General features: G+C 41.3%; 22 protein-coding genes and 2 pseudogenes. 10 read left to right on the forward strand and 14 right to left on the reverse strand.

What is annotated here, in order from left to right; all coding sequences use genetic code 11:
• Positions 1–133: 133 nt before the first annotated feature.
• From ACIQAA_RS10095 to fdhD, 5 genes and pseudogenes are all read right to left on the reverse strand, one after another.
• The gene (locus tag ACIQAA_RS10095; RefSeq protein ID WP_402618419.1) at positions 134–862 is read right to left on the reverse strand and encodes a formate dehydrogenase subunit gamma; all 729 of its coding nucleotides are present in this window, start codon (positions 860–862) and stop codon (positions 134–136) included.
• Positions 855–1,685 carry a 4Fe-4S dicluster domain-containing protein gene (locus ACIQAA_RS10100; protein ID WP_402618422.1) on the reverse strand — a complete coding sequence of 277 codons (831 nt, stop codon included), beginning with the start codon at positions 1,683–1,685 and terminating at the stop codon, positions 855–857. Before ACIQAA_RS10100 ends, ACIQAA_RS10095 begins: the two co-directional genes overlap by 8 nt.
• 2 nt (positions 1,686–1,687) lie before the next feature.
• A pseudogene (gene fdnG, locus ACIQAA_RS10105) lies at positions 1,688–4,087 on the reverse strand (formate dehydrogenase-N subunit alpha); the annotation flags it as partial.
• 12 nt (positions 4,088–4,099) lie between these two features.
• Positions 4,100–4,672 (reverse strand): twin-arginine translocation signal domain-containing protein, encoded by a 573-nt coding sequence (locus ACIQAA_RS32415; RefSeq protein ID WP_483874185.1) that lies wholly within the window; start codon positions 4,670–4,672, stop codon positions 4,100–4,102.
• A gap of 84 nt (positions 4,673–4,756) precedes the next feature.
• Positions 4,757–5,581 (reverse strand): annotated as a pseudogene (gene fdhD, locus ACIQAA_RS10110) (formate dehydrogenase accessory sulfurtransferase FdhD).
• A 399-nt stretch (positions 5,582–5,980) separates the two neighbouring features.
• On the opposite strand from fdhD, the gene pdxK reads away from it, so the two are divergent.
• The 3 genes from pdxK to bshB2 all read left to right on the forward strand — a co-directional run bounded on the left by pdxK (position 5,981) and on the right by bshB2 (position 8,248).
• Positions 5,981–6,808, forward strand: coding sequence for a pyridoxine/pyridoxal/pyridoxamine kinase (gene pdxK, locus ACIQAA_RS10115; protein WP_402618424.1), 828 nt, complete (start codon positions 5,981–5,983; stop codon positions 6,806–6,808).
• 399 nt (positions 6,809–7,207) lie between these two features.
• Positions 7,208–7,558 carry a YojF family protein gene (locus tag ACIQAA_RS10120; RefSeq protein ID WP_402618427.1) on the forward strand — a complete coding sequence of 117 codons (351 nt, stop codon included), beginning with the start codon at positions 7,208–7,210 and terminating at the stop codon, positions 7,556–7,558.
• An 18-nt stretch (positions 7,559–7,576) separates the two neighbouring features.
• On the forward strand, positions 7,577–8,248 hold the full coding sequence (bshB2, locus tag ACIQAA_RS10125; protein WP_402618430.1) for a bacillithiol biosynthesis deacetylase BshB2: 672 nt from the start codon (positions 7,577–7,579) through the stop codon (positions 8,246–8,248).
• Between the two features lie 25 nt (positions 8,249–8,273).
• On the opposite strand, the gene ACIQAA_RS10130 is transcribed toward bshB2, so the two are convergent.
• The gene (locus tag ACIQAA_RS10130) at positions 8,274–9,017 is read right to left on the reverse strand and encodes a Crp/Fnr family transcriptional regulator (RefSeq protein WP_402618433.1); all 744 of its coding nucleotides are present in this window, start codon (positions 9,015–9,017) and stop codon (positions 8,274–8,276) included.
• A 242-nt stretch (positions 9,018–9,259) separates the two neighbouring features.
• Here ACIQAA_RS10130 and ACIQAA_RS10135 point away from each other — a divergent pair, with 242 nt between their 5' ends.
• The 6 genes from ACIQAA_RS10135 to ACIQAA_RS10160 all read left to right on the forward strand — a co-directional run bounded on the left by ACIQAA_RS10135 (position 9,260) and on the right by ACIQAA_RS10160 (position 15,311).
• Entirely contained in the window at positions 9,260–9,703 is a 444-nt protein-coding gene (locus tag ACIQAA_RS10135; RefSeq protein ID WP_402618436.1) for a cytochrome C, read from the forward strand.
• A 16-nt stretch (positions 9,704–9,719) separates the two neighbouring features.
• A complete protein-coding gene (gene nosZ, locus ACIQAA_RS10140; protein WP_402618439.1) occupies positions 9,720–11,588 on the forward strand; it encodes a Sec-dependent nitrous-oxide reductase in 1,869 nt (622 codons plus the stop codon).
• A 69-nt stretch (positions 11,589–11,657) separates the two neighbouring features.
• The gene (locus ACIQAA_RS10145) at positions 11,658–12,224 is read left to right on the forward strand and encodes a hypothetical protein (RefSeq protein WP_402618441.1); all 567 of its coding nucleotides are present in this window, start codon (positions 11,658–11,660) and stop codon (positions 12,222–12,224) included.
• A complete protein-coding gene (locus ACIQAA_RS10150; RefSeq protein WP_402618443.1) occupies positions 12,221–13,738 on the forward strand; it encodes a NosD domain-containing protein in 1,518 nt (505 codons plus the stop codon). The genes ACIQAA_RS10145 and ACIQAA_RS10150 overlap by 4 nt, the downstream gene beginning before the upstream one ends.
• Positions 13,735–14,412 carry an ABC transporter ATP-binding protein gene (locus tag ACIQAA_RS10155; RefSeq protein ID WP_402618445.1) on the forward strand — a complete coding sequence of 226 codons (678 nt, stop codon included), beginning with the start codon at positions 13,735–13,737 and terminating at the stop codon, positions 14,410–14,412. The genes ACIQAA_RS10150 and ACIQAA_RS10155 overlap by 4 nt, the downstream gene beginning before the upstream one ends.
• On the forward strand, positions 14,409–15,311 hold the full coding sequence (locus tag ACIQAA_RS10160) for a FixH family protein (protein ID WP_402618447.1): 903 nt from the start codon (positions 14,409–14,411) through the stop codon (positions 15,309–15,311). The genes ACIQAA_RS10155 and ACIQAA_RS10160 overlap by 4 nt, the downstream gene beginning before the upstream one ends.
• A 76-nt stretch (positions 15,312–15,387) precedes the next feature.
• Here ACIQAA_RS10160 and ACIQAA_RS10165 read toward each other — a convergent pair whose 3' ends face one another.
• From ACIQAA_RS10165 to ACIQAA_RS10180, 4 genes are all read right to left on the reverse strand, one after another.
• Positions 15,388–15,621, reverse strand: a complete 234-nt coding sequence (locus ACIQAA_RS10165) for a hypothetical protein (RefSeq protein ID WP_402618449.1) — start codon at positions 15,619–15,621, stop codon at positions 15,388–15,390.
• Positions 15,622–15,640: 19 nt separating this feature from the next.
• Entirely contained in the window at positions 15,641–16,720 is a 1,080-nt protein-coding gene (locus tag ACIQAA_RS10170; RefSeq protein ID WP_402618452.1) for a PQQ-dependent sugar dehydrogenase, read from the reverse strand.
• 15 nt (positions 16,721–16,735) lie between these two features.
• The gene (locus ACIQAA_RS10175) at positions 16,736–17,590 is read right to left on the reverse strand and encodes an HAD family hydrolase (protein WP_402618455.1); all 855 of its coding nucleotides are present in this window, start codon (positions 17,588–17,590) and stop codon (positions 16,736–16,738) included.
• Positions 17,591–17,661: 71 nt separating this feature from the next.
• A complete protein-coding gene (locus ACIQAA_RS10180; RefSeq protein WP_402618729.1) occupies positions 17,662–18,330 on the reverse strand; it encodes a DNA alkylation repair protein in 669 nt (222 codons plus the stop codon).
• A gap of 144 nt (positions 18,331–18,474) precedes the next feature.
• Between ACIQAA_RS10180 and ACIQAA_RS10185 the strand changes: the two genes are divergently transcribed.
• Positions 18,475–18,630, forward strand: a complete 156-nt coding sequence (locus tag ACIQAA_RS10185) for a hypothetical protein (protein ID WP_169803734.1) — start codon at positions 18,475–18,477, stop codon at positions 18,628–18,630.
• Between the two features lie 44 nt (positions 18,631–18,674).
• Here the strand turns inward: ACIQAA_RS10185 and ACIQAA_RS10190 are convergent, their stop codons facing one another.
• The 4 genes from ACIQAA_RS10190 to ACIQAA_RS10205 all read right to left on the reverse strand — a co-directional run bounded on the left by ACIQAA_RS10190 (position 18,675) and on the right by ACIQAA_RS10205 (position 23,212).
• Complete coding sequence (locus ACIQAA_RS10190; RefSeq protein ID WP_402618458.1) at positions 18,675–18,878, reverse strand: hypothetical protein; 204 nt, start codon at positions 18,876–18,878, stop codon at positions 18,675–18,677.
• A gap of 127 nt (positions 18,879–19,005) precedes the next feature.
• Positions 19,006–20,118 (reverse strand): PRK06851 family protein, encoded by a 1,113-nt coding sequence (locus ACIQAA_RS10195; protein WP_402618460.1) that lies wholly within the window; start codon positions 20,116–20,118, stop codon positions 19,006–19,008.
• An 88-nt stretch (positions 20,119–20,206) separates the two neighbouring features.
• Positions 20,207–20,683 (reverse strand): Cys-tRNA(Pro) deacylase, encoded by a 477-nt coding sequence (gene ybaK, locus ACIQAA_RS10200; RefSeq protein ID WP_402618463.1) that lies wholly within the window; start codon positions 20,681–20,683, stop codon positions 20,207–20,209.
• A gap of 69 nt (positions 20,684–20,752) precedes the next feature.
• Entirely contained in the window at positions 20,753–23,212 is a 2,460-nt protein-coding gene (locus ACIQAA_RS10205; RefSeq protein WP_402618466.1) for a S8 family serine peptidase, read from the reverse strand.
• Positions 23,213–23,370: the final 158 nt, after the last annotated feature.

Genomic DNA, 23,370 nt, shown 5'->3' on the forward strand with positions numbered 1-23,370 from the left:
TCCCCTGCCCCGTCCTCCCGCAGGAGTCTTCGTGCCTTCCGCTCCAATCAACTGGAGCTTAAAAAATAGCCATTTTTTCAAATAAAGGCTGTCCTGCAAGAGACAGCCTTTATCGTATTTACTTTTAACTAAATCAAGCGCCTTTTTTCTTTTTCTTGTTCGGGCTAGTAGGTTTATGAGGGTCGTCTAGTTTAGGGAAGTTGCCTTTTTTGACTTCTTCCTCATACCATTCTGTATAGTGCTCATGTGCCCACCATGCAGGTACGTCACCTGTGATAACACCGGTATAACCTGGTTTAGAGTTTTTGTGTATAACAGATAGATAGATGTGTCCGACTACTACCGCAATCGCTAGGCCGAAACCGACGTTGTGTAATAAATATCCCCACTGAACAACCGCTCTTGGGAAAAATTCAGGGAACCACATTGGGAAACCTGAACCAATGATTAGTATTGCTGTGAAAATTTGAATGATTGAGTTTATCTTTTCACCAGCGTTAAAGAATGTTTGTTTAACATGCTTGAAATTGAAACCGAATAGCTCTTTGACAAACTCTGAAAAGAACTCTAAATCGCGTTTCTTCCACGTAACAAGTTCTTTCATCCAAAGCTTAAAGCCTTTGAAGTCAAAAATAACCCAGATGAACGTTGGTGTAATAAATGCTACTGCAAATATTCTATGGAGCAGACGTGCACCTTCTGGTCCGCCAAGAACCGGATATAACCAGTCAAAAAACTCTGTGTACATTGGCAAAGCTGTGATATAGAGGGCGATAAATGAAATCGCGTTAACTGCGTGCGCCCAGACAAATGCCTTCGAAAAACGTTTTACCTTTACTGTCGAATTTTGAGGTTTACTCATGGTGTTCACCTCCGTCTTCGTTTTTACCATTCTTTTTCTTACTAATAATCGTGTTCGTAATAAATGCCCCTACAACCGCCATCGTGGTAGCACCGATCATCATTTTACCAATTGGCTGCGCATAGTCTTTCCAAACTACAGCAGATGTTGGAACTTTAGGGTTTTCAGGTAAGCCGTAAACAGATGGCTTTTCGGCCAGTACATAAACGGTATGCGTTCCGCCAACACCCTGTGGATTATAGACCATTGCGTTAGGGTAGCGGTCTTTAATTTGTTTCACACGTTCTTCTGCTTTCTTGATCATTGCAGCTTTATCGCCAAACTCCATTGCTCCAGTATGACAAGTTGTTACGCAGGCAGGCTGTAAGCCCTCTTCAAGACGGTCTGTACACATTGTGCATTTATGAGCTTTTCTGTATTTGTCACCATTTTTATCAACATATTCCTTAAGGGAAATGACTTCAAATGGACAGTTATTAACACAATATCCACAGCCGACACATTTTTCATGATCGATGACAACTGTGCCAAAATCGGTGTAGCTAATCGCATCTTCTGGGCAAACCTTTTCGCAGGCAGCGTCCGTACAATGGAAGCATGCGGAGTGACGGAAAAGATAGTCAAGGCCGCCCTTTGCGTTTTCATGTTCGATATATTGCAATACATTCCAAGTATCAGCAGTTGTTTTTGCATGTGATTGAGCGCTTCCGAGGAAATCTTGTGGTTCCGCTGGCAGGTCATTCCAGTTCTTGCAGGCAACCATACAAGCACGACAGCCATCACATTTGGTTACGTCGACAAATTTTACATATTCAACAGCCATTGTTAAGCCCTCCTTACATCACAAAGGAATGCCTTATATTCAGGAATGGTTGTATTTGCATCCCCGATATGAGGTGTCAGGCGATTAGCTGTTTCCCCAGTTGTGATTCCTTTATAACCAAAATGCCAAGGCATTCCGATTTGATGAACGTTTTTGCCATTAATCTTATGAGGCTTAAAGCGCTTCGTTACCATTGCATAAGCTTTTACCTCGCCGCGTGCGGAGCTGACAATGACTTTGTCTTTATTTTTAATGCCTTTTTCTTTTGCTAACTCTTCGCTCATTTCGATATACATATGAGGTACTAGCTCTGATAGCCATGCTTGGTTACGCGTCATCGTTCCGGACTGCCAATGCTCACTTACCCGGTAGGTTGTTGCAACGATCGGGAAGTCTGCCTTAAAGCCGCGTTCATTGAATTTACCATCAAATATTTGAATGGCTGGGTTAATTTCTTGGCTGGAGAACGGATTCTGTACTGGGCTTTCAAATGGCTCATAGTGTTCTGGGAATGGACCATCATTTAATGTTGGAGCGAAAACTCCGCCAACACCATCATTCATCATAATGAATGGATCTTCGAATCCAGCATCACCAGGTTTTCGTGTTGCCACAAAGTCAGGTACGTCTACTCCAGTCCATTTACTTTGGGCTGCGTCATACCATACAACCGCTTTTTCTTTGTTATATGGGACACCACTTGGGTCACATGAAGCGCGATTGTAAAGAATACGGCGGTTCATCGGCCAAGCATATGACCAGTTTAGATACAAACTCATTCCTGTATCTTTTTTGTCACGGTTTTTCGCACGGTTCTTACCTTCTTCAGGGTAGAATCCACAATAAATCCAGTTTCCTGAACATGTTGATCCATCATCCTTTAGATTTCCAAAACCAGCAATTAATTTTCCTGTATTTACATCGTAGCCATTAATTTCCTTACATACTAAGTCGATATCTGGATGATGTCCCTTACCATAGTTCCAGTAAAGAGCATTGATTGGTTCCGCTTTTGGACCTGATTCATTTTTATATAAATCTTTAATTCTAGTTGCAAGCTCATGGATAATTTCTAAATCTGCTTTTGATTCACCAAGCGGCTTAATGGCCTGCCAGCGATACTGCATCCAGCGGGCGCTGTTTGATATGCTTCCTTCTTTTTCATAAGAAGAACATGCTGGGAGTAGGAAGACTTCTGTATTAATCTTAGATGGATTGCTTCCAGCTTCTGTCTGCCAGAAAGCGGACGTTTCTGTTTCCCAAAGGTCAACAGCTACTAACCATTTTAAGTTCGAAAGAGCTTCTTTTTCTTTACCAGCATTCGGACCGCCGACCACTGGGTTGGTTCCAAATAGGAATGCACCCTCTAATGTTCCATCATACATGGCTTTAAACAAGTTCATGTGTGAATAGTTTTTATTGCCTTTTGGCAGGTACTGATAGCCAAATTCGTTGCCAGCATGTGCATTTGGACCATACCATGCTTTTAATAAGCTGACGATGAACTTCGGTTTATTGCTCCAATAACCTGTTTTTGGTGTTTCTTTTTCTAAATGTCCTGCTAGTGTAGCATTCAATGGATCAGTAGAAGTTGGGGCATTCAAGTAACCTGTCAAGTTACCATATAACAATCCAAAGTCTGTTGATCCTTGTACGTTAGACTCACCGCGCATTGCGTTTACCCCGCCGCCTGGCAGACCAACGTTACCAAGCAGAAGCTGAATAATCGCAAATGCACGAACGTTTTGTGTTCCAACTGTATGCTGGGTTGTTCCCATTGCATACATGATGGTTCCTGCTTTACCGACTTGACCGGTTGCACAGAACGCTTCATACACCTTTAATAGGTCTTCTTTTGGCGTTCCTGTCACTTTCACAACTGTGTCAACATCATATCGGGAGTAGTGCTGTTTCATTAATTGGAAAACAGACCTAGGGTGTCCTAAGGTAAAGTCTTTAACTAATTTTACTTCGCCATCTTTTTCAAATGCCCACTGTTTTTTATCATAAGCACGCTTCTCTTCGATATATCCAGAGAATAAGCCGTCTTCAAATTTATAGCTTGGACTTACAATAAAGCTAGCGTTTGTATATTTAACAACATACTCTTTGTGGTAAAGATTATTATCAAGCGCATATTTGATCATCCCGCCAATAAACGGAATATCGGTTCCAGAGCGTAATGGTGCATAAATATCTGACATTGACGATGTTCTTGTGTAACGAGGGTCAACGCTTACTATTTTTCCGCCATTCTCTTTCGCTTTTGTTAACCATCTAAAGCTGATTGGATGGTTCTCAGCAGGGTTTGCGCCCATAATCAACGCACAATCAGTATACTGCACATCATTCCAACTGTTAGTCATTGCTCCACGACCAAATGAAGGTGCCAGACCGGCAACCGTAGAACTATGTCATATTCGTGCCTGGTGCTCTAAGTAGGTGACACCAAGCCCTCTCATCATTTTAGAAAGCAGGTACGTTTCTTCATTATCAAGAGCTGCTCCGCCAAGGCTCGCAATGGCCTCGGTCTTATTTACAGTCATGCCGTCTTCACTTACAACAAATGTTTTGTCACGTGTTTCTTTTGTACGCTTGGCAATGGTTTCATACATCCATTCCCAGTCTTTTTCTACCCACTTATCACTGCCTGGTGCACGATAAAGCGGTTTCTTAACGCGCTTTTCAGAGGTGTATAATTGTCTGATGGTTGTACCCTTGCTGCATAGCTTTCCTTCGTTAATTGGGTTATCCGGATCCCCTTCCGTATAAACCACTGTGTTGTCCTTTGTATGGACTAAAATTCCACAGCCAACGCCGCAAAAGCAGCAAATGGTTGGTGTAACAGTTGATTTGGCAATTTTAAATTCTTTTGTGCTGGCATGAGCTTTCTTCTCATTAAAGCCTAGCTCAACCACTGCTAAAGTGACGGCAGTTGCACCAGACAACTTCAAGAATTGCCGGCGGTTTAAGTTGATTTCAACCATTTTTCTATCTCCTTCCCAATATTGAATAGAACATCCCTTTTTTATCTAGTTACTACTTGTCGTTATTCCCCCCTTCAATTCAGCTCAACAGGGTATTTCCAATAAATCATTTTCAACTCGGCCTGTTGAGGTATAAATATTAGCCATTTTCCCTCGTAAATAGCCAATTACCTCAATATTCAAGAATTTAGCCAACTGAACAGCCTGCTTAGTGGCTGCTGTTCATGATCCAATAACAGGAAAGCCAAATTTCGCTGCTTTGGAGAGCATTTCATATGAAACCCTTCCGGTCGTTAATAAAACTAACCGTTCAGGCTGCAAACCCATTCGTATTGTGTGGCCAATAATCTTATCGACCGCATTGTGCCGCCCAATGTCTTCACGGACGGTGATATTGCCTGCCTCATCAACGGTACAAGCTCCATGCATGCCGCCAGTTTCCAGATAAAACGGTGAATTTTGAGCAAATTCACTTCGCTTTTTTAATAAGAAACTCAATTTATACCTGTGTTCAGAAGACACTTTTTGAAAATTTTTCACGTCGGTCATCGAGAAAAATGTAACTCCGCGGCCGCAGCCTGCTGTATAGTGCTTCTTCTTAGTAAACAACTCTTCTTCATTAAAGCCATTCAGAAGTGAAACATTAATGGTGCCCATTTCTTCATTTATGCTAATGGATCCCACATCACTCGCTTCCTGAATAAATCCTTCAGAAAACAAATAACCATAGGCCCAATCCTCTAAATCATGTTTCGTTAGTTGAAATACAGCAATCTCATACCCATTTAAAACTAAGGTAATGGGATATTCATCAGGACATCCTTTGCGGTACATTGTTTTCGCTCCTTTCAGGAAATACCTTCTTGGCGTTTCAATTGTAATGATGCAACCGAGCCTTCTCAGCGACATTTGTCACATCAAATAGCAGTTCAAAATGAATTAGCTATTTTATTAAAATTTATAATAAATATCGGTGCCTTCATTACAGGGCATTGACGAATCTCGGTCAATTTTGTGTCAGAATATCGAACTTTTGCCGAACTTAATCGCTTTAGCACTATCAAATATTTGTTAAACTATTGGTTGTAAGCGATTACGATTTAAAAAGTGTATCCTTAGTACTATCGTACGATGAGTCATTTTTCTCTGAAGTAAGATTTATCACATATAACCTTTTAATTAGTGTAAAAATGGTCATTTGTCATTTTTCTGACAAAATCAATGCATTTGTAAAATTTCTGCTATATTTTCAGGTTTGTTTTATAATAGGAATATGATTTTCACCAATTCGTTTTAGGAGGAGTACATATGACAATCAAAAAGGTTATGACAATCGCTGGTTCGGATACGAGCGGGGGGGCAGGAATTCAAGCCGATATCAAAACGTTCCAAGAGCTAGGAGTTTATGGGTTGACGGCACTGACAACCATCGTTACGATGGACCCAAAGGATTGGCACCATAGTGTGTTTCCAATCTCCGTTGAGACATTAAAGCCGCAAATTGAAACTGTTTTATCGGTAGGAATTGACGCAATGAAAACAGGTATGCTTGGTACCGTTGAGATTATTGAGTTAGTGGCAAAGGTTATCGATGAAAATAAATTGGAAACAGTAGTGATTGACCCGGTTATGGTTTGTAAGGGCGAGGATGAAGTCTTAAACCCAGAAACAACAGACGCTATGCGCGAGCTGTTATTACCCCGTGCATTAGTGGTGACACCGAACCTTTTTGAAGCAGGCCAATTAGCACAAACAGGTCCGGTTAAAACGTTAGAACAGATGAAAGAAGCTGCTGTAAAAATACATGATTTAGGTGCAAAGTATGTTGTCATTAAAGGCGGCAGCAAGCTTTTAACAGAAGAAAAGTCCATTGACCTTTTATACGATGGCAAGGATTTTACAATTTTTGAATCAGAGAAGATTGAAACTAACTTCACTCATGGTGCAGGCTGTACTTTCTCTTCTGCTATTACTGCAGAGCTGGCAAAAGGCAGTTCTGTAATAGAAGCGGTTGAAGTTGCAAAAGACTTTATTTCAGCTGCAATCAGCCAAGGTTTCCGCTTAAATGAATTTGTCGGACCTACATGGCATGGTGCCTACCGCGGTGCAAAAACTGAATACTGCGCTGATTGTTAATCATACAAAAACAGAGTCGGACCTTGAGTTCGGCTCTGTTTTTTGGCTGTGTTAATGAATACTAATGATTTTAGAACCTGTTGATTGGAGCGGAAGGCGCTCGACTCCTGCGGGATGAACGAGCTAAGTGAGACCCCACAGGTCGGAACGACCGAGGAGGCTCACGGGCGAGCCCGCGGAAAGCGTAGCGCCTCGTGACAGGCAAAGACCACGCCTGTCCCTGCGGTGATTATTCGAAGAAGCCTTCCTTAGTGGAGCGCAAATCAACAGCCTAATTTAACACAGCCTTTTTAAAGCAAGGATTTCGCTTTTTCAATGTGATTTTAGTATGATAGTTACATTATTAAATAAAACTATTTTATAGATTACATACCTCGCACAGGGAAAGGAGAAAGAACTATGGAACCGATTAAGGATTACCGCCAGGTTCAAGAAGCGATTAACGCATACGCTAACCAGGATGTATACATTCACCTGGAAACAACCAATGGTGCCTATGCATCTCATCATGATCAAGCTTTCTTTTCAGCAGGTGCCTATATCCGCAATGCATTAGTACGATACGAAATCGGGAAAATCACGGGAAATGATCCCTATCGTGTTGGTTTAAAAATAAACCTTGGCTGGATTTACGCAGAAGGTCTTACTCATTTTGAAGTAGATGAGCAAAACCGTTTGCTGCTAGCCGGTCATGATAACAAAGGAAAACTCGCGGTCGCTCTTGAAATCAGCGCTACACCGTTCGAGTAAAGGAAGGAGGAGCCTATTATGGAAAAAGAACGTCATGTATTAGTCATCTTTCCACATCCGGATGACGAAGCTTTTGGAGTGTCAGGAACGATTGCCACTCATGTACAAAACGGTACTCCTGTCACCTATGCCTGCTTAACCTTGGGCGAGATGGGACGCAACATGGGGAATCCCCCTTTTACCAATCGAGAAAATCTCCCAAAAATTAGAAAAGAAGAATTAAAAGCAGCTGCTGCTGCCTTAGGTATTCAAGATTTGCGAATGCTGGGGTATCGAGATAAAACGGTTGAGTTTGAAGACGATGAAAAACTAGCGAATGCAATGTTGTCGTTAATAAATGAGGTTAATCCATCCTTAATCATTACTTTTTATCCAGGCTACTCCGTTCACCCTGACCATGACGCCACCGGCGCGGCGGTTGTCAGGGCCGTGGAAAAGCTTCCTGCAGCTGCAAGACCTAAACTGCACTGTGTTGCTTTTTCAAACAATTGTGTTGAAGAGCTCGGTGAGGCCGACATTGTCCATAACATTAGTGCGGTTGCCGATAAAAAGCTTGCTGCGATTCAGGCACATCGTTCCCAGACTGAGCAAATGTTTGGCGACGTGACTGAGAAGCTGAAAAACCAAGACCCGCAAATGATGGTCTGGATCAACAACGAACGATTTTGGACATACAAATTCAAAAACTAACCCTTCGTCAATGACGAAGGGTTTTTTAATACGTCTGATTCGTCAGTGCACAAAGCCTGCACATATCAAGGATAATGATTTTCCTTGATTTCATTTCGATGATTCCCTCTTTTTTCAATTTCGAAAATACCCGGCTTACACTTTCCCTTGTCGTCCCTACCACGGTCGCAAATTCTTGTATTGTCAATGGGATTTCAATGTTCCATCTCGAGGCAGAGGTATTAAACTTATTCCCTAATCGCTCTAACGTCTTTACTGTCTTCGCATACACATCTAACAGCGCCACGTCCCTTAAGGTTGACGTCATCTCGCGCAGCGAATCACTCATGTATTGAATCATTTGGACAGCAAGCTCAGGATATTCATGAAGCCCCTTCTCTAATTCGATTTTATCTAAATAGAAAAGCTGTCCATCTTGGAGCATGGTAGCTGTCGCAGGGTACATCAAAGAGGTCTTAGAAAATAAACAAGCCTCCGCAAATACATCGCCCTTTTGCTTCATACAAACAATAATCTCATTTCCGCTTTCATCTTGTTTCGTTAGCTTTACCGCACCGGCATGAATAAAAAATACCCCTTTGGCCGCTTCATCCTCACAAATCACCTGTGCTCCTTTTTTAACGGTTAACGTCTGAATACGATTTGCGATAAGCGGCAAGGATTTTTCAGATAAATCCTTAAAAATGACAATTTTTCGTAGAAAATCCTCAATTTTCAACGCTCTTACTCTTCCTAATGGCTGTTCTTCTAAAGCATGTACAGGATTCATTCTGCCCCTCCTCTCCCTCATTTTTAATCTGCTTATACTCATTTGTTACTTCCCATTGTAGTAAAAAAAATCACAACTCGTAGTGATTATCTTCACAAAACGTTCAATTTTTAAAACACTTACATATCAACACCCTTCACAAAACGTTCAAACTTAAATAAAAAACAGTGAAGTTTATCACAAATTTACGCTTGAAATCCGATTAGGATGAAATTGTTCAATAGACAGAAGGAGGGGGAAGTATGAATAAGGCGATTACAAGCTTTGCCATTAGCTTAGTCATTGGTTTTGGTCTTGGATACTTGGTGTTTGGTGTCGTTATGGGGGATTCCGCTAAACAGCCTCAGGTCGCTCAAACAGAACAAACAGAAGAAACAAGCAAAACAGAAGATCAAAAAACAGAGGCAGTTAAGGAAACCGCTTCTGTAGACGAAGCAAATATTCTCAACAGTAAAGGATGTCTAGGCTGTCACGCAGTCGATGCTCTTGGCTTAGAAGGCGGAGCAACTGGACCGGATCTTTCAAAAGCCTTTACAGATGTTGAAGGAAAGCATGGCAAGTCCATTGATGAATTCTTAAAAGAACCAACGTCAGCGGTTATGTCGAGCGTGATCGGCGGCAGCCCATTAACAGATGAAGAACGCACGCAAGTGTTAGATATGTTGAAGCAAGCTTCTGAAAAATAAAAAGGTGGTGTAATAGATGAAGAAATGGATTCCAATTGCCTCTGGTTTACTAGCAGGTTTTGTAGCAGCAACGATATCTTTTGCCGATTTTTCAAAAAGTACAAACAATCAAGTGGCTTCAGGCAATACGAAAAGTGACGCAGAGAAAGTTTATGTTCCATTCGGTGAAAAAGATGATTACTACTTATTTGCGTCAGGCGGCCACTCCGGTCAAATGTTTATCTATGGTGTTCCATCCATGCGTCATATCCGTACAGTACCAGTGTTCTCACAAGACTCTGCAACAGGATATGGATTTGATGAACATTCTAAAAAGATGATGGGCGGCTACACATGGGGAGACCTTCATCACCCTGCATTCTCTGAAACAAAAGGTGACTATGACGGTAAGTATATGTTTGCCACAGATGTCGGAAACAGCCGTGCGGCAGCAATGGATTTAGAAACCTTTACCGTTAAAGACATTATTAATGTTCCAAATACAAGCGGCCCGCACTGTGCGGCGTTCGTTACAGAAAATACGGAGTACATGTTCCTGCCAACGCGTTTTGCGGTTCCAATCGGCTCTGAGTATAAGCCTTTAGACGAATACAGCCAGCAGTACCGCGGTGTAATGTCAGCCGTAACGTTTGATCAAAATCAAGAAAAACTAAACATTGCCTACCAAGTTGCGCTTCCGCCATGGTCTTATGATTTATCAGACGCTGGTAAGAAAAGCTCTGCAGATTGGGCAGTTATGACAACTTACAACACAGAAGAAGCGACTACTAATCTAGAAATTAACGCCTCACAGGCTGACCGTGACTTCATAGTTCTTTTTAACTGGAAAGAGCTTGAGAAAATGGTTGCAGAGGGACAGTATGATGAAGTTACTGGACAAAAAATGATTTTCCCTGAAAAGCATAAGGGCGGTATTTACCTTGTTCCTGTTGCGAAATCACCACACGGTGTCGACGTAACGCCTGATGGAAAACACTTTATTGCTTCTGGAAAACTTGCACCTGCTATGACTGTTTTCTCTTTTGAAAAAGCTTTTGAAGCGATTGAAAAACAAGACTTCGCTGGTGAGCGAAACGGTATTCCGATTATCAACTATGACTCAATTATGGAAAGAGAAGTTAACCCTGAAAACGCACTTGGACCGCTTCACACTCAGTTTGATGATAAAGGAATGGCTTATACAACGATGTTCATTTCATCTGAAATCGTGAAATGGGATCCAAAAACAGGCGAAACGTTAGACCGTGTTCCTGTTCAATATTCACCAGGACACTCTGTAGCAGCTGAAGGTGACACTGTTTCTCCAGATGGAAAATGGCTGATTGCCTTAAACAAAATTGCAAAAGACAGCTATTTATCCGTTGGACCTTCACATCCTGAGTCCATGCAATTAATTGATATCAGCGGCAAAATGAAAGTCATTCAATCTTCACCAGTTAACCCAGAGCCGCACTATGCTCAAATTATTAAAGCAGATAAGATTAAGACCATCGAAGTGTATAAGAAGGATGAAAGCAATAAGCTGGCGACATACAAGCAAGAGGATGCGAAAATCGTCCGTAATGGAAATGAAGTTCATGTCTACGGGATCGCCATGCGGTCGAAATTTATCTTTGACGCCAAAGCAAAACGTCCTGATGTGATTGAAGTCAATCAAGGAGATAAGGTGTTTATCCACTTAACGAATACGGATTTTGATGAGGATATTACCCACGGATTTGCCATCAACAGCTATAACTTAAACATTGAGGTTCAGCCTGGCCAAACGAACACACTAGAATTTACTGCAGACAAAGCAGGTACATTCCCGCTTTACTGTACTAACTTCTGTTCTGCACTACACCAAGAAATGACCGGCTACTTCCTTGTAAAACCGAAGCAATAATAGATTGGTGATGGGGGTATCAATTAGATCAATTGGTACCCTTCTCCGTTTAGAAAGGACTTGTTTTACATGAAGGCAAAAAAATTATCACTCCTATCATCGATCCTGATTGCCCTTACTGCCGTCCTAGTTGTCCTATCATTATACTTTCCCTGGTGGCAGATGATTTTCTTTGCTCCTCAGTATCCTGAAGGGTTAAATATCATTGTTTATCCCAATAAGCTTGAGGGCGAAATTGATATCGTTAACGGGTTGAACCACTATATTGGAATGGAAAACTTCAGCGAGAAGAATTTTCCAGAATTAGCGTATCTATCATACTTAGTGATTGGTTTAGCAGCGATTACTCTCTTGACAGCCATCCTGCGAAAAAAATCAGTCCTATATGGATTAATTGGTTTGTTTATCATTGGAGGCAGTCTTGGTGTTTGGGACCTTTCACGCGCCCTTCGCAAATTCGGCACCAACTTAAGCCCAACCGCACCGATAAAAATTGACCCATTTGTTCCGCCCCTTTTAGGGCATAATACAGTTGCAAACTTTGTCACTGAAAGTATTCTTGGATACGGTTCGTATTTCCTGATTGCAGCCTTTATTTTATTACTGATTCCGTTATGGAAGGATCGAACAAGATGAAAAAACTACTGCTTTTTCTATTCATTTTCTCTATTACTATTTTGATATATCCTGAGAAAAATAGTGCTGCCGAAAACTTGCAGGCCATGATCGACAGCTTGGAAGAAGGAGCAGTATTACAACTTGAAAATAAAACTTATGAGGGCAATATTGTCATCAATAAATCACTAACTTTAGTTGGCACTATTAATACAGTGATAAAAGGAGATGGAACTGGAAATGTCATCTCTATTAAAGCTCCTAATGTAACGATTAGAAAGCTGAGCGTCACCAATAGCAGTATGGACCGAAACTCTGCTGAGGAGTATGCAGGGATTAAGATTCATACCAACGGAAATGTGGTAGAACACGTCAAAATTACCGATTCCTTTCACGGCATTTATTTAAGTCAAGCACACGAAAATAAAATCTCCAATGTTGAGATCAAAGGCATGGGTAAAGGGGAAATTGCTGCACAGGGTAATGGGATTCATATCTATTACTCCAATCATAACCTCTTAACGAAGAACACCATCGAAGGCACGCGTGATGGCATGTTTTTTGACTATGGCAACAAGAATGAAAGCTATCAAAATAATATTAGTAACACACGGTACGGTCTGCATTACATGTATTCCGATGAGAATCTTTTTAAGGAAAATACCTTTACGATAAATACGGGCGGCGCTGCGGTCATGAATTCCAATCATCTCGTTTTAGAAGATAATCATTTTACCATGCATTACATTTGGAAGGAATGGAAGGAAAACATAAGAGGAAAAGGATTATGGCTCGCTTTAAGTATCATTGTTCTGATTTCACTCAGTATCTTGTTTCGTTCGACCGCCCTTTCATTTGATAAAGGCTTTTATGTCCTCTTAATTAATTTGTTTGATACGATTATCTATTTTATCCCGATCCTTTGCTTGTTTATCGGTGCCTTTGCCATTTTTCAGGAAAAAGAACAAAAGACATTGATTATGCTGCTAACCAAGAAAGATACGTATGCCAGCTTTTTACTAGGTAAAAGTTTGGGACTCTATAGCGTCGTCCTAGTTCCATTGCTGGTTTGGTTTTTTCTCTATTTGTTATTACTCAAGTTTAATTTCCAACTTGATATGAAGGCCTATCTCATCTTTATTTTATCAATCGTGACGATGTCAATTGTGTTCCTGCAAATTGGCGCAGCGGTCGGCAGCTTTAGCCGCTCAAGAATGCAAATTATTGGATATACGATCTTTGTTTGGTTTTACTTTTTCTTTTTACATGATTTTATCCTGCTTTCGTTCTTACCGGATGTTACCCATGAGAATGTGAAACTATTTTCATCACTTTATTTCTTAAATCCACTGCAGTCCGTGAGAATGTTTTTAGAAACGGGAATGGGTGTTTATTCTTTTGGTCACATGTCACGGCTTCTCCAAGCCTTCATGTGGACAAAGCCTGTATTCTTTTTACTAGGGAATCTTTTATTCTGGCTCATTACTTCGATCACAACAGCGATTGTTTTTCACCGTAAGGAGGGATTCGAATGATTACTGTATCAAACTTAAACCAATCCTTCGGGAAAAAATTAATTCTGGAGTCTATCAATATTGAGATTAACAAGCATGAAATATGCGCGCTTGTCGGCCGTAACGGGGCTGGAAAATCAACTTTTATTAATAGTCTCCTTGGATTACTTCCGGTTAAACAAGGAACGATTTCCATTAATGGAATCCAGGTATCCAAGAAAAATAACGAATGGAAAAAGGCCATCGCCTATCTCCCGGAAAAGTTCATGCTTTACCCGATGCTGACGGGACTTGAGAATATTACCTTCTTTGCGGAGGCGGTAGCAAAGACCGTTGACCAAGAACGGATAGAAAATGTCCTTAAATCAGTAGGTTTGTGGGATGACCGCGATGTACAGGTGAAAAAATATTCAAAAGGCATGCTGCAGCGCCTTGGATTAGCCATCACTCTTTATCAGGATTCAAGTATTCTGATTCTTGATGAGCCTACAAGTGGGATTGACCCAATGGGACGTAAGGAAATTTTAGAAGTGTTAAAGTCGCTTCATGATAAAACCATCCTGCTATCCTCCCATCATCTTGATGAAATCAGACAGGTTTGTACGCATGTGGCGTTTTTAAATAATGGAAAAATGGAGAAATACACCGTGGAGGAATTCTTACAAACACACAATCTTGGAGGGATAGAATCATGATAAAAGCGATGAGGCTGACCGCACTGCTGTTGCTGGCTCTGCTAGCCGGCTGTAGTGCCGGCCCTGAGTATAGTATTGAAATTACAAAGCCAATCTACCAGCAGCCAGAAAAAGAAATGCCGATGGAAATTCAGGTAAAAGAAAAGGATGAGGCTGTAACGGGGCTTGATGTTTCAGCAGAATTCTCCATGACCAATATGGACCACGGGATGACGAAAGTGGAATTAACAGAAGGTGAAGATGGGACTTATTCTGGTAATGTTGAACTTCCGATGCCCGGTAAGTATGAAATTCTCTTTATTCTTGAAAAGGATGGGGAAAAGATTGAAAAGGTAATCAGTTATGAGGTGGAAAAACCAGAGGGTGTTGCGTCGATTAATGGGGAGTGGATTACCCATGAAGATGTAGACTTCTATAAGTTTATTAATTATCTTCAGCTTGCCATCAATCGTGAAACAGACCAAAAGCGCTACACAGGCGATCAATTAAAAGAAGCATTAGCTTACTGGGAGTCACAAGAAAAGCTGGTTGAAGATCAAAATCAATTATTAACGCAAATCATCCGCCTCCGATCAATGGCAATGCTTGCAGAAGAAAAAGGCCACACGGCAACCGACGCGGAAATCGAAACAGAAATCAACAAGGTCCGTGCCCAATACGATCAGTTCGAGTCAGCAAAAGCGATGATCACCGAATACGGAGCAGAAAAATTTTGGAAAACCGAAAAACAGCAATACCAACTCATCGTCCTTTCCCAAAAAGTACAAAAAGACATGATCGAAAAAGTAAAAAAAGAAAATCCAGAATTGAGTCAGCAAGAAATCAACTTCCAAGCCCAAAAACAATACGAAGAACTCCTAGTCTCACAGGTCAACTCTTTGAAAATAGAAATCCTATAATTTAATACTACTACCACCAAATATACAAAAACCGCTGCATAAACAGCGGTTTTTGTATATTTGGTGCCTGTCACCATTAATCTTCGGGTGTGTTGATGATTTTTAGGGTTTTGAAGCCGAGGTTGATTTTGTAGTTTAGGTTCCAGTTTGCGCCTTGGATTTCGATTTCGTTTTCTTGGAGTGTAAATCTGAGCATGACGTCATTGTCTTCGTCGATGATGGCATAGGAGTTTTTGTTCGTAAAGATTTGATACGTTGGATGGGATATTAGTGTCCATCCATATTGTAATTTATTGCTTTTTGTCGTCATAAATCACACCAGCCTTTACCTACTTCAGATTGGTCAGCAGCACTCGGTACAATTTGTCATCCTTTTCATCAGGATTTCCTCTGCCGTCTGTATTGTTGCTAACAAAATAGAGGTATTCACCCTCCACATACACATCACGTAATCTTCCTAAACCTGTAATAACTGGACTTGCCGTATTTCTTCCAAGGTCAAATTCCCGGATGGCATTTCCTCGTAATGTCGCTGCATATAACCTGCCGTCGTGCACTGCCATTCCTGAAGGAGCCCAGGTTTCGTTACCAGACTGGAACAAAGGTGTCTCCATTCCGGCTTTCTCTTCATTTCCTTGGATTACCGGCCAGCCATAATTTGCACCAGGCTTTATGACATTGACTTCATCGTGTGCGGATTGACCATGCTCACTCGCATATAACGTATCACCCATCCACACTAAACCCTGAGGATTCCGATGTCCATAGCTGTAAACGTAAGAGTTATCAAATGGATTATCCTCTGGGATACTGCCATCTACATTCATTCTTAAAATCTTCCCGTTCAAGGACCTTATATCCTGCGAAAGTTCAGGAGTCGTGGCATCACCAGTGGTAATGTACAGCTTTCCATCCGGGCCAATCTTCAAACGGCCCCCATGGTGGTAGGCGGCACTCGGAATCCTATCAAGAAGAATCCTTTCTTCCGTCCATTTTTCCCCATTAAGCACCAGTACAACCACTCTGTTAAATTGTCCCTGCCCATTCTCATACGTATAATAAGCAAATGCCTTTTGATTAGTTAGAAATTGAGGATCGAGGACAAAGCCAAGCAGCCCTGCTTCTGCTGCTTTCGCGAGCGGTTTTTCCAACTCCACTTGTTGCCGTTCCATTTTTCCATTATCAATTTTCACGATACTTCCTGTTCGTTCACTCACATAAAAAGTCTCATTGACCTTATTAATCGACCATGGCACACGCAGCGTTTCAGCAACAACTTCAATTTCTGGCTGCAGGACAATCGCCTCGTCCTCTTGCTGGTCCTTCGGTTGCTGATTATCCTTTTCAAAAGAAGAACAGCCTGATATCAATAGGATCATTGACAATAAAATGGAACATACTTTGACCATCCATCTCTTCCTTTCCTATAAAACTTCTAGTATTGCCTTAGCTACTCCATGTTCATCATTTGTAGCAGTCATTACATCACAAAGCGTTTTTATTTCATAGTCTGCGTTCCCCATCGCAACGGCTCTGCCGACTCTTTCCAGCATGGAGATGTCATTAAAACTATCACCCATCGCCATTGTTTCTGCTAGGTCAATTCCTTTTGATTTCACAAACGTTTCTAACGCAATTCCTTTTTGAGCATTTCGATGCGTGATTTCCAGATTGTTATGACCTGAACTGGACACTGTCAACTCTGTTAATTCTTCTAGTGCGTTTTCTGCTGCTCCACGCCTGTCTGAATCCAATGCAAACCCAAAAAGCTTGTATATTTGTTGTGTTTCATCATTGAATAGAACATCATAACTTTCAACCTGATGGACTAAACCATGATGAGTGCGCTCTTCTGCTCGTTTAACCACCTCTGCTGGGTTCACATCAGGATTGGCACTCACTACAATGTCAACTATAATAGCCACGGCTTTATTAGGATCTAGGGAATATGTACCTTTGTTTGTATATACTTCGAAATAGATATCCTTTTCCATTAGCTTTTCTGCAGCTTTTTTGGCTACGTGCTTTTCAATTGGTGTAGCAGATAAAATTTCGCCTTTTTTTGTGCGAACTTCTGCACCGTTTACACAAATGGCAGGGCACTGTAAATTTGCTTCATCCAGGACAAACCGCACCTCTTGATAAGACCTCCCAGTTGCTATTACTATTTCAATTCCCTGGGACTGGGCTTTTAGAATCGCTTCTTTATTTTCCTGACTCACTTGCTGGTACGAATTTAATAAGGTACCATCCATATCTGACGCAATACACTTGATCATGCTGTTCACCTATTTCTATTTTTTGTTACTGCCATCTTATCAGATATCCACTTGCATTTTCACCATTTTGCTCATGAAACATACTTACTTCCTTCTCTTACACTTAATGGAGCGAGCTTGTTTCCTTCGATAAATTCCTTAACAGACACAGGATTTGTTTTAGAGTATTCCCTCAACGCCCATCCGATGGCTTTTTGAATGAAGAATTCTTTACTATCCGCATTTTTTACAATATATTCAAAAAGAAGTGCTTTATTGGTTTGCTGTTTATATTTTAATTGAAAAAGAATGGCACTTCTCCGCAGCCAAAAGTTATCATCAACCGACCAGCCGTTTATAGTCTCTTCGATTATTTCCGGATACTTCCTAGCAAGCTCTCCCACCAAAGGGGCAATCGAATCAACACTATCCCACCAGGATTTGGTCGTAATTAACTTTTCTAAAAAAGGCATGATGTCTTTAGGCAATTTCTTTATGAATTTCCCCATGTATGTAATCGCGGTATATTGATATTCACGCTCATCTTTTTCCAAAAGTCCTGTGACGAAATTCATGTTAAAGTCCTCTTTTAAAATTGCTGTCTCTTTAAAAAATTTCTTTTCAAGCTCTTTTCGTAACGGTGATTTAATGCCTAAAAAAGGAAAATGGTCTTTCATATACTTTTTCATCGGTCCTGCATTTTCTTCATTCCGATGTTCTTCATACAAATGTGTTAGTTTTTCTATTTCATTTTTCAAAATATATCACCTCTAAAAAATTGCTATAGTTCTATTTTAGCTCTCCTACTAATTCTATAAACACTGTAGAACCCCTCTATGAAAATGCATAAAGAATGTTGCAAATGCCAAACTATAGTGTACCAATGGAAGGAAGGAGAAGATATCATGACGAAAAAGGTTAATAAGGGCAGTAAAAATCAAAATTCACCGCGTGCTGGACATGCTGAAGCTGAGTTTGCGAGTGAATTTGTCAGCGGAGATAATAGCAAGGGAAATAAGCGAAATAAAAGTCAGCAAAGTAAAACCAATCCTCATGAATAAAATAGAGTCGGCTTACCACTTAGGGAAGCCGACTCTATTTGGGTCTATTGAGGGGTGGAAATGGCTGCTGGAGAAGTACGTATGTCTTTCTTACCTTCATTATTGAACTGATTCTGTAACTCTATGTTGGCTCTTTCAGTTTCTGATTGTGATTGTATGGGCTCATGAACTGTTCCATCTTCTAATTGTTTGTTGATTTCAATATTGGCTTCTACTGTGTCATTTGCTGAATTTTGGTCATTTTTCACAATACATAGCTCCTTCTACAAAAAAATATTTGGTCCTTACCCTTATCTTCCCCAACCCAGCACATAAGTATCACGTAAAAACTGCCCCTATTCGGGACAGTTCCTATACTTCCTTTTTCTCTTTTTACTACTGAGTGCTTGCAATTGTGTCGTGTTCTAATTCTCGGATTTCCTCTGAGATCCTTGCCTGTATATGTTCGACAACAGCAAAATCCATTGCTGGAACATAAATCGCTTCGAGCTGGTCGTGAAGTTCTTTCGCTCTCGCTAAATACGAGATGGCTTCCTTCATTTTATTCTTGTAGCTTTCTGCTATTGGCTTAATTTTATCTTCATAGATTTCATCTGTCCCAGGGGTAATCAAAAGTTCATACATATCAATGATTTCATCACCTGCACGGCTCGGGAAATACTCGTGCGGAGCTGTACTGTCAAAAATGGCAATGCCAAGCTCTCTAAAAATAACCATATCCAAGCTGTTAGGGTCGAATCCACAGTGATAAACCTCTGTATCAATGCCTCTCGCTTCTGCCGCTGCCGCGAGCTTTTTCAACATCGTTGATTTTCCGGAACCAGGGCGTCCTTTAATAAAGTAACGCTTTTCGATGTCCTCCGTTAAATTCGGGACAAAATCGACCGCCCCTTTTGGTGTCGCTGCCCCTAAGAATCGGTGGCGGACATCGGATTGTTTATTTATTTTCAACTTGCCAAAAAAGTTTTGAATTAATTTATTGGTCAGCTGGTCTGCCTTTTCAAAATCCATGTTATCGATATAAATTTTCTCCCAGTCATCATGGATATCCAAAGCCTGCTTAAAGGTTGAATAAGCTAAATTAAAGGAAGCACTGATTTGTTTGGTTAATCGCTGAATGTTCTTTTTCTCACCAGCAAGTGCTTTTGCATCCCAGGCTTCCCCAAGATTAATATACTGTTCTACCGCCCCTGGAGCCTTTGGTTCAATGACATGTGGAGCTGTTCCATCTACGATTCCTACCTTTAAGGCGCGAATGATGACTCCATCAATCGAACTATTATCTGACGAGCAATGTAAGAACTCGATATCATATCCCTTTTCAACCCATTCATTGCCTATGTTTTTCATCAACGAGGATTTTCCTGTTCCAGGGCCGCCTTTAAGAATATAAATGCGTTCTAGTCCTTGTAAGTTCGAATCATACAGGTTATGGAATCCCCTAGCTGTATTCCCGCCTGCAAAATAGTTTTTTATCTTTCCTGCCACTTGCGAACACTCCCTTTTACGTGACATAGCAAAGTTTCATTTCACCATATCTTATGCAATGTCCGTTTATAGGTGAATGCCCATTACATTATTTTCTAACATCCGATGTTTCAGCCTTTGTCAGATCTACTAACAATTTGGGATCGATTACGATTTGGACGCCTATTTTTCCAGCGCTGACCACCATATGTTCAAGCTCTAAACAGCTTTCATCGATAAATGTCTTATATTCCTTTTTCATCCCAATCGGCGAGCAGCCTCCGCGAATATATCCGGTCCATTTCAGAATATCCTTAACTGGAATCATTTCGACATTCTTTTCCCCGGCTGCCTTTGCTGCTTTTTTTAAATCTAATTCTGATTCCACTGGTATCACATAGACATAAATACTTTTACTTGCGCCTTGGGCGACCAGCGTTTTATATACTTCACGAGCGTCTCTGCCTATCTTCGCAGCAACAGAAACGCCATCTATTTTTCCATCTTGATTATCGTATGTAAGCACCTCATAGTCGATCTTTTTGCTATCAAGAATTCGAATAGCATTTGTTTTAACCTTTGCCAAGTTCATCATCCTAGATTTTTCTTTTATTATACCAAAAAGGAGGAGAGCGTTTATCTCTCCTCCAGCTTTTTATTGGAACCATGCTTGGTAATACCGCGTGATCGCAACAGCATAATCCGCTCTTGTCACCTTTTTACTAGGATTAAAACTCGCCTCTACCGTTGGGACTAAATCGTATGGACCCTGTGTCACCGAAAAGCTTGCATTAAGAATATTTAAATCAAGGGCTAATTGAACATAACCCTTAAGGGCAGCGGGTACTGAGGCACTATCTTTAACAGGTATTCTTTCACCTTTATATTGTACGGTTAACGCACCCGTGAATTCCTTTGCTTGTTTTTCTAAACCAAGTGCTTGAACAAGTGAATAGGCAAGCGCCACACGGTCGACCTCACCACTTGGATTAAAATTACCTGAAAGCTCAAGCTGCATAACGCCGCCCTGCGTTTGCACTCCATCACGGATTGCCGCTCCTTTCGCAACCGCCGCTTTTGCAAAAGGTAAATCTCCAGTTGAAACATCCTTCACATTAACCGACTGACTTTGACGGATACCTGTCCCCATCACTAAGTAGCGGGCCAATTCACTGCGTGTAAGATACTGTTTTGGCTTAAAGCTTCCATCACCATAGCCGTCAATAAGTCTTTCACTTACTGCCATTTGAATCGCAGATGCTGCTGGATTTCCTGAGATGTCTTTTAAACCAGAAAAACTGCCTGCCTTTGAGATGGCAAGGGTGCCATTTACTGTCTCGGGAAGACCGAAGCCAATCGGGTTAGCTGCGTCTCCATGCAGCCCATCAATTTTCACCTGCCAGTCACCCGCTTGAGGTGATGTAACTGACACCGTGCGGTCATAATAAAGCGGAAACAACAAGCTGACTCCCGAGCTATATGATGTTCCATCTGGACCGACTAAAATTAAGTTTAATGGATTTCCGCTTTGCCCTAATATACCAGCGGCATCAACTCTCGCACTAATTTGCGCAACACCTTGCGCAACCTTAAAAGTATAAGAATTTGATGATAGCAGCAGCGGGTTATAATCCACTTGGAATTCTGATCGCTCCACTGTAACATTTGCACTGCTATTAAACGACTGATACGCATTTACCGTTTCGCCATATGATTTATTAAACATAACGTCCTCAAGAGCAGCATATGCGTTCACATAGCCAGTTCCCACTTCCCATGTCTCATACCCAGGCATGTTTGTTGCGGTAGCTTGTAAAACCTTTTTAACTTGGTCTGGTGAAAGTGTTGGGTCTGCTTCAAGTAGAAGGGCGACAATACCAGCAACATGTGGCGTTGCCATGGAAGTTCCACTCATGGATGTATAAAATGGCAGATAAGCTGGCTCGATCAGTTCAGCATCTGATGTGATCGCTAAGCTGGAAACTGGAGCAAGGACACGCGTTGAGATAATATCCACTCCTGGAGCGGTAATGCTAGGCTCATCCTTCCATGCCCACGTTTTTCCATCCATTTCAAACGTACCACCCACTCCTTTTGTACCCCGGGATGAAAAATCAGCTAACGAACCATCTTTTTCACCGGCTGCTACTGAAATAACCCATGGAGCTTTCGCGTAAGGATTATGAGTGTTTTCCCCTGGACCTTCATTCCCAGCAGCAAATAATACCGTTATACCACGGTCATAAGCTGCCTTACTCGCTATGTTAATCGGATCATTGGGATCAAAGTCTCCAGAAGATCCCCATGAATTTGTGATCACACGAATATTGTATTGCGATTGGTGCGTAATAGCATAATCAAACCCGCCAATCCCGTCGAGAACAAAGAGGGCTGCTCCGGAACCATAACCGATTAAGTCAGCACCAGGGGCCACCCCTTCATATTTACCGCCTGAGGCTGCACCTGTTCCACCGACTGTACCTGCTACATGTGTACCATGTCCTGAGTTCGTATCGGTATTTGGTACATTTTCTACATAAGTAATCGGAAGCAGTTCGGGTGCTAATGCATTTAAGTTTGTGCTCCCCATCACGTTTTGAACGAGGTGAGTGCCAAACTGAAGATCTTGATGCGTCCCGTCCACCCCGCTATCGTTGACCACTACGCCAATTCCCTTTCCCGTTAGCGGCAGTCCGCCATTTGCTTTTTGCATGGCTGCATCCGATCTAGCTTTATCTACTCCTGTTAGATTATTTGCGTCAAAGTTTGAATACGTTAACCTTTTATTTAAATAGATTGATTTAATACCCGGCGTTGCTGCGAGCTTATTAATTTGCTCCTTTGTGGCTAAAATACCGGAAATCGGCAATGACTTCATCGTAATTCCGGTTGAAATCCCTAATTTTTTTAATAGATTAAGATGATCCGCAGTTGGTGCCCCCTGTCCCTCAAATGTTACGATCACTTGAAGCGGCTCTACGGCAGTTTCTAATGCTTTTACTAAGCTGCTATCCATTACTGCAGAAACGATACTTGTATTGGCTTTCGGCATTCCAGGAACCATCAGCATAAATAACAAAGCTGCCGTTAAGAAAATCGACACAAATTTTTTCAAATTCCATTCCCCTCTCGTCTTTATAACCCTATTTTCTTACTTTTCAATAGGGTATACTATTCCGCAAAGGACGTAATTCAGGAAGGTAGAAGTACTATTTTATCTCATACAAAGGTAGTAGTCTCTTGACTAAAAAAGAAGACGACCAGGCTGGCCGT

Source organism: Neobacillus sp. NPDC093182, from assembly GCF_044754045.1.

Bases quoted from the DNA above. Each gene is read 5' to 3' on its own strand.
- ACIQAA_RS10095 (WP_402618419.1), bottom strand. From the start codon at position 862: ATGAGTAAACCTCAAAATTCGACAGTAAAGGTAAAACGTTTTTCGAAG.
- ACIQAA_RS10100 (WP_402618422.1), bottom strand. From the start codon at position 1,685: ATGGCTGTTGAATATGTAAAATTTGTCGACGTAACCAAATGTGATGGC.
- ACIQAA_RS32415 (WP_483874185.1), bottom strand. From the start codon at position 4,672: ATGGTTGAAATCAACTTAAACCGCCGGCAATTCTTGAAGTTGTCTGGT.
- pdxK (WP_402618424.1), top strand. From the start codon at position 5,981: ATGACAATCAAAAAGGTTATGACAATCGCTGGTTCGGATACGAGCGGG.
- ACIQAA_RS10120 (WP_402618427.1), top strand. From the start codon at position 7,208: ATGGAACCGATTAAGGATTACCGCCAGGTTCAAGAAGCGATTAACGCA.
- bshB2 (WP_402618430.1), top strand. From the start codon at position 7,577: ATGGAAAAAGAACGTCATGTATTAGTCATCTTTCCACATCCGGATGAC.
- ACIQAA_RS10130 (WP_402618433.1), bottom strand. From the start codon at position 9,017: ATGAATCCTGTACATGCTTTAGAAGAACAGCCATTAGGAAGAGTAAGA.
- ACIQAA_RS10135 (WP_402618436.1), top strand. From the start codon at position 9,260: ATGAATAAGGCGATTACAAGCTTTGCCATTAGCTTAGTCATTGGTTTT.
- nosZ (WP_402618439.1), top strand. From the start codon at position 9,720: ATGAAGAAATGGATTCCAATTGCCTCTGGTTTACTAGCAGGTTTTGTA.
- ACIQAA_RS10145 (WP_402618441.1), top strand. From the start codon at position 11,658: ATGAAGGCAAAAAAATTATCACTCCTATCATCGATCCTGATTGCCCTT.
- ACIQAA_RS10150 (WP_402618443.1), top strand. From the start codon at position 12,221: ATGAAAAAACTACTGCTTTTTCTATTCATTTTCTCTATTACTATTTTG.
- ACIQAA_RS10155 (WP_402618445.1), top strand. From the start codon at position 13,735: ATGATTACTGTATCAAACTTAAACCAATCCTTCGGGAAAAAATTAATT.
- ACIQAA_RS10160 (WP_402618447.1), top strand. From the start codon at position 14,409: ATGATAAAAGCGATGAGGCTGACCGCACTGCTGTTGCTGGCTCTGCTA.
- ACIQAA_RS10165 (WP_402618449.1), bottom strand. From the start codon at position 15,621: ATGACGACAAAAAGCAATAAATTACAATATGGATGGACACTAATATCC.
- ACIQAA_RS10170 (WP_402618452.1), bottom strand. From the start codon at position 16,720: ATGGTCAAAGTATGTTCCATTTTATTGTCAATGATCCTATTGATATCA.
- ACIQAA_RS10175 (WP_402618455.1), bottom strand. From the start codon at position 17,590: ATGATCAAGTGTATTGCGTCAGATATGGATGGTACCTTATTAAATTCG.
- ACIQAA_RS10185 (WP_169803734.1), top strand. From the start codon at position 18,475: ATGACGAAAAAGGTTAATAAGGGCAGTAAAAATCAAAATTCACCGCGT.